Origin of the sequence: Acetobacterium sp. (genome assembly GCF_041752335.1) — a bacterium.
Lineage (GTDB): Bacteria > Bacillota > Clostridia > Eubacteriales > Eubacteriaceae > Acetobacterium.
Genome location: NZ_JBGSHG010000099.1, coordinates 1 through 5,875 on the forward strand (window position 1 = coordinate 1; position 5,875 = coordinate 5,875).

Annotated in this window: 6 protein-coding genes; 1 reads left to right on the top strand and 5 read right to left on the bottom strand. The window is 39.9% G+C overall.

Annotated elements, in window-relative coordinates; genetic code table 11:
- The first annotated feature begins 19 nt into the window (after positions 1-19).
- On the top strand, positions 20-208 hold the full coding sequence (rpmB, locus tag ACEW8F_RS12720) for a 50S ribosomal protein L28 (RefSeq protein ID WP_373483851.1): 189 nt from the start codon (positions 20-22) through the stop codon (positions 206-208).
- A gap of 168 nt (positions 209-376) precedes the next feature.
- Here the strand turns inward: rpmB and ACEW8F_RS12725 are convergent, their stop codons facing one another.
- From ACEW8F_RS12725 to rlmN, 5 genes are all read right to left on the bottom strand, one after another.
- Complete coding sequence (locus ACEW8F_RS12725) at positions 377-1,012, bottom strand: thiamine diphosphokinase (protein WP_373483846.1); 636 nt, start codon at positions 1,010-1,012, stop codon at positions 377-379.
- Complete coding sequence (rsgA, locus tag ACEW8F_RS12730; protein ID WP_373483847.1) at positions 1,009-1,899, bottom strand: ribosome small subunit-dependent GTPase A; 891 nt, start codon at positions 1,897-1,899, stop codon at positions 1,009-1,011. The genes ACEW8F_RS12725 and rsgA overlap by 4 nt, the downstream gene beginning before the upstream one ends.
- 180 nt (positions 1,900-2,079) lie before the next feature.
- The gene (pknB, locus tag ACEW8F_RS12735) at positions 2,080-3,999 is read right to left on the bottom strand and encodes a Stk1 family PASTA domain-containing Ser/Thr kinase (protein WP_373483848.1); all 1,920 of its coding nucleotides are present in this window, start codon (positions 3,997-3,999) and stop codon (positions 2,080-2,082) included.
- Positions 3,989-4,735, bottom strand: coding sequence for a Stp1/IreP family PP2C-type Ser/Thr phosphatase (locus ACEW8F_RS12740; RefSeq protein ID WP_373483849.1), 747 nt, complete (start codon positions 4,733-4,735; stop codon positions 3,989-3,991). Before ACEW8F_RS12740 ends, pknB begins: the two co-directional genes overlap by 11 nt.
- Positions 4,732-5,763, bottom strand: coding sequence for a 23S rRNA (adenine(2503)-C(2))-methyltransferase RlmN (rlmN, locus tag ACEW8F_RS12745; RefSeq protein ID WP_373483850.1), 1,032 nt, complete (start codon positions 5,761-5,763; stop codon positions 4,732-4,734). The genes ACEW8F_RS12740 and rlmN overlap by 4 nt, the downstream gene beginning before the upstream one ends.
- Positions 5,764-5,875 lie beyond the last annotated feature (112 nt).

Genomic DNA, 5,875 nt, shown 5'->3' on the forward strand with positions numbered 1-5,875 from the left:
GCGTAAGGGAGGTTATGTCATGGCTAAAGAATGTTTTGTATGTAAAAAAACCGTTGTTAGTGGCAACCAGGTTAGTCATTCAAATAAACACAATAAACGAGTTTGGAAACCCAATTTGCAAAGAGTTAAAGTTGTAATTGACGGCACACCACAACGAATTAGTGTTTGTACACGTTGTTTAAGATCCGGTAAAGTCGAAAGAGCTTAGTCTCTTTTATCTTCAGAACGATCATTGAAGAGTCTTAATTAGACTCTTTTTTCTTGTGTCAAAACAAAATGCCAGGCGAGTAATTTACTCGTTTGGCAACTGTCCGACACTAATCGAAAACTCCGTTTCTCTGATCATCTTACTTAAGTTAATCCTTGTCACTACTCTTTAATCCTCTGGAATAATCATCAACAGCATCCCCTTTTTAAATGCAATGTGCTGCGTGTTTTTGTTAGTCACATTGCTGATACCATAAGGCTTGTCGATGGTCAGTTGTCCCTCATTAATGGGGTATTCAAATCCGGTAATCGTCAGCCCTTCAACATCTCCGCCAATCGGCAATATCGAAACAATCGTACCGATCGGAAAGTCAAACCTTGTCGTTTTCCCAATTAAGCGAATGCGGTTTTTTTCATTAACCATTTCAGCTTCGATCCCAACATCCATAAACCGTTTCAGCAAATAGATATTACCAAGACTATGGTCCATCCGGGAACCCAGTCCGCCAAGAATGGTCACTTTAGAAGCTCCCATTTTGATGGCATGGGCAATCGCCAGTTCGGTATCTGTTTCATCTTTTTTGGGCGGATAGCACAAAAAGTTGGTCTCTTTAAAAAAAGCTCTGGTTTCCACAGTAATTGAATCCATATCACCAATAATAATATCCGGTTTGATATTTAGTTCTCTGGCGTAATTTGCGCCGCCATCTGCACAGATCAGATAGTCGGCCTTGATTTCTTTTAAATACTTCTGATAAAAATCTTTATTCTGATACTCACCATTTGTAAAAATGATCACATTCATCGGTATTGATCCTTTTTTATTTCGTCCAGCAAACTTAAATAATGTTCATATCGGACAGTGCTGATTTCTCCAGCCTCAACTGATTTTTTAACGTCACAGCCTGGCTCTTCCTTGTGAAGACAACTTTTGAATCGGCACTTTCCGCGGGAGAATTCCGGAAAATACTCCCGCAGTTCTTCCGGTTTGATCATTTCCGAAATCTGATACGATGAAAAGCCTGGGGTATCGAGTAAAAAACCACCATTCTTGGTTTCCAGTAATTCGACATGACGGGTCGTATGTTTCCCTCTTTTTAATTTCTGACTCAGGGTACCGGTCTCCATGGTTTGATCAGCGCATAAATAGTTAGCCATAGTCGATTTGCCAACGCCTGACGGACCTGCCATAAAAGCGGTTTTTCCGCCTATTTCCCCAATAATCTTATCCATCGTATCCGTATCATTCTTGCTGAAAAAAAACAGCTTATAAGGGGTTTTTTCGTAGATCTCTTTAATGCTCATTTCCTCATCCGTGCTCGTTAAATCTCTTTTTGTAAAACAGACAACCGGTTTTACATTCTGAATCTCCGAGCTGATTAAAAGCATATCCAGAAGCAGTAGATTCGGCTTCGGATTTGTCATTGAAAAAACAATAAGACCAATGTCAACATTAGCTACAGGCGGTCTCAAAAAGATATTTCTTCGGGGCAGGATCGACTCGATCATCCATTCTCCGGGATTATCTGATTGAATCATCACTTCATCGCCAACGGTTGGAATAATTTTCTGGTGCCTTAACACACCTCTTGCCTTACACTCCAATACCTCATTGTCGCGATCTGTTTTTACATAATAAAATCCGCCAATTCCTTTGATAATTTTCCCGAGTACTTGTTCGCTTGATATCAACGATTAAACCTCCTTGTTCATATTTTTACTATTGTCTGATATCGCAACACATTTTTTAAATTTAATACGGGTTTATATAATCAATTGAAACATCGTTCCCAGTCGGACCTTCCATGGAAATGTACGAAATTGAATGTTTAATTGTTATATAAACCCGTAAATATCATTTCATATTTTTAATCAAAACTCGATATCGCCAGTACCAACGCTTGTTCCATCAATAAATACTTCATAGGTTTCTTGGCCTACGCCCTCGACATTGACAGAAAATACATCATCTGACATATTTGTGCCTTCATAAATCACTGTCTCCGTTTTATCAGCCGCGGTTAAAACTACTTTCACCTTAACTGATTTAGCCGGGTTTGTTTGAATATACTCACTTAAATCAATTGTTAATTTTTGAGTTGATACTTTACCACTGCTGACCACAATCGCTACTTCTGAACCTTTTGCAACCTGATTGCCATCAGCAGGAGACTGTTTCATGACCATGCCTTTTGAATAATCGGCGCTGGTCTCATGGGAGATCGACCCCACTGTCAACCCGGCATTTGTAATGGTGCTTTTGGCATCAGCTTCGGTTTGACCGATAACGCTTGGCACAGTGATCAGATCTTCGCCCTTACTAACGTAAATTGTTACCTTAGTTCCTTCATTGGCAGTCGTATTGCCATTAGGATTCATTTGAAAGACAATATCAGCATTGTAACTGCTGTTGTATTCTCTCTTAATTTCACCGACCACAAAATTAGCGGTTTCAATTGCTTTAACTGCTTCGGTTTCACTTAACCCGATAACTGATGGGATTGTCCCGGTCTTCACACCTTTACTGACTGTTACTTTCACCGTTTTTCCACTTTGCAGCTCTTTTCCGCTTTCCGGGTTTTGAGTGATGATGAGCCCTGCTTCAACCTCAGCGTTATAAACTTCTTTTTCAACTTCCAGAACCAGATCCAGTTTTTCCAGGGCGGTTTTTGCTTCCGCTGTTGTTTTACCTTTTATATCAGGGACTGCCACGGTCTTTCCTGAAAAGAATGCAAACGCCATAACGCCCATGGCTGCGATGGCCACAACTGCAAAGACTGAAATAAGAATGATCTTCCGTTTCTTCTTTCTGGCGGCTGTTTCTTTTGGTGTTTCATAATAATATTCGTCATCATCATCTTCTTCATCGGGATGAACGGTTGCGTGACTGCCGGTATTTTCAACGTGAAAGAGACCTTCGCGAATAATATGGGTGTCATTACCCAGATGATTCCCATCCCCTGCTCCAAAACTTAGATTTTCCAATACCGCTTCAAGATCTTCCATCAGCTCATCGGTATTCTGATATCGCTCGTCTGGTTTTTTCTGAGTCAGTTTAACCACAATCTGATTGACTCGTTCCGGTATTTTTGGTTCCAGTAACTTGGGCGGGACAATCTCTTCCTGGATATGTTTGATGGCAATGGTAACCGTGTTTTCTTCATCAAAGGGTAGCTTTCCTGTTAGTAACTCATAGTATAAAATCCCCAGCGAATAGAGATCTGAACGTTCATCGACAAATCCGCCCTTGGCCTGTTCCGGTGAAATATAGTGAACCGAACCCATAGTTTGATTAGTCATGGTAACGGTGGAGCTGGTAATCGCCCGGGCGATTCCAAAATCTGCCACTTTAGGAACAAGATCCCGGGTTAACAAAATATTATGAGGTTTAATATCCCGGTGAATGATTTTATTTTCGTGGGCACAGCGCAAAGCGTTGGATATATCCATCACAAATCGGGTTGCCTCAGTATAATCCAGACGTCCTTTTCTCATTAAATATTGTTTCAGGGTAATCCCATCAACATATTCCATGATGATGTAGTAGATATTATCCTGGACGCCAACGTCATAAACGCCCACTATATTTGGATGGGATAAACAGGCAACGGCCTGTGATTCCCGATCAAACTTTTTAATAAACTGCTCATTTTCAGTATATTCTTCGCGCAGCACTTTGACTGCCACATAACGATTCAGTTTCAAATCCCGTGCTTTATAAACATAGGCCATACCACCTCGTCCGATCAGCTCTACAATTTCATAACGTTTTCCCAAAGTTCTACTGAGCATTTGGCACTCCTTCCAGAGGCTTAAATAGAACAACAGTTATATTGTCCTTACCTCCGTTTATGTTTGCCAGATCGATGAGTTTTTTTGCTGCATCTTCCAGACTATTTTCCATAATAATGGTCTTCATATCCTGATCACAAACCATATTGAAAAGGCCATCCGAACAGATCAGATAGATTGCATCCGGATTGATCTCATAGCGGTAAAAATCTACGTTCACTGAATTATCAGTTCCCAGGGCCCGGGTTATAACATTTTTTTGGGGATGAATTTCTGCTTCTTCCTGGGTTATTTTTCCTTCATCCACCAGGATTTGTACAAGTGAGTGGTCCTTAGTCAATCGGATGATTTCGTCCCCGGTGATGCTATAGGTGCGGCTGTCGCCGACATGACAAATACATAAATAATTCCCGTCAACGATACACATGGTCAGGGTGGTAGCCATGCCCAAACGTGCGGGTTCATCATCACCTATTTTTTTTAATTCCAAATTAATGGATTTCACAAACGACATCATTTCTTCAGGATCAAAATAATTTTGAATCTTTGATAAATTATTTTTGATAAAATCCACCGCAGTTTTACTTGCTATTTCACCGCTGCGATGTCCTCCCAGTCCGTCAGCCACTGCAAAAACATAAGAAATACGATCAATGTTTTTTATGGTTGCTGCCAAGTAGGCATCTTGATTTACCTTTCTTAGTGATCCAACGTTGGATCCATAGGCACATTTCATACACTCACCTTATCCTCATATCTTTTTTTTCGAAGCTGACCACACGCCGCGTCAATTTCTCTTCCCATTTTCCGTCTCAGCGTAACATTTATACCGTTTTTTTCCAGTTCCCCAAGAAAATAGTTCAATCGGGGGCTCTCTCTATAAGCTGTTTCCTGGATCTCATTTAAGCCAATGAGATTCAAATGGTTTTGACTTCCCTTCAAAAGTTTGATCAATCCGGCGATATCTTCATCACGATCATTATACCCGTCAATTAGAGCATATTCATAGGTAATGCGTCTTCCCGTCTTTTTAAAATAAGCTTTACAGGCATCCATCAACGACTCAAAATCATATTTTTTTGCGATCGGCATTAACAATTTTCGTTGTTCCGAAAAAACCGAATGAAGCGATATGGCAAGGTTAATCTGCAGATTTTCTTCAGCTAAAGCTTCAATCCCCGGAATAATTCCACAAGTGGACAGACTAATTTTTCGCTGTCCGATTCCAAAACCCGTATTGGCGATACGAATAAATTTGATCACTTCATCATAATTCTCAAGCGGCTCACCGATCCCCATAATCACGATGTTTGAAATTCGCAATTTTTCTTCTTTTTCCGCTAAATATATTTGATCCAGTATTTCTCCGGCGCTTAAATCTCTGATTTTTCCACCTCTTGTGGAGGCACAGAATTTACAGCCCATATTACATCCAACCTGTGTTGACACACATAACGAAGCGCCATGTTCATAGTGCATTAACACAGCTTCGATGTATTGACCATCTTTTTGCTCAATTAGATATTTTTTTGTACCATCATGATGATCTTCTTGTTTGGTTTCAATTCTACCATGAAATAATTCATATTTATCGGATAATTTTTCTCTCAAACCACTCGAAAAATTGGTCATCTCACTGAATTTTTCACTTTTTTTTTCGTATAGCCATTGATACAACTGTTTCCCACGATACCTGGCCTCGCCAAGGCCTGTCATCAGTTCTTCACACTCATTAATGTCTTTGCCAAAAATATTTTCCTTCATGTTTTACTCCTATACTATCAGAGAAGCATTACACTCAACGGGATGCTTTACATAGATTGCTCTATTATATCAAAATAATTGATCGAATTCAATTTTTTCAAAATTCTTTTTT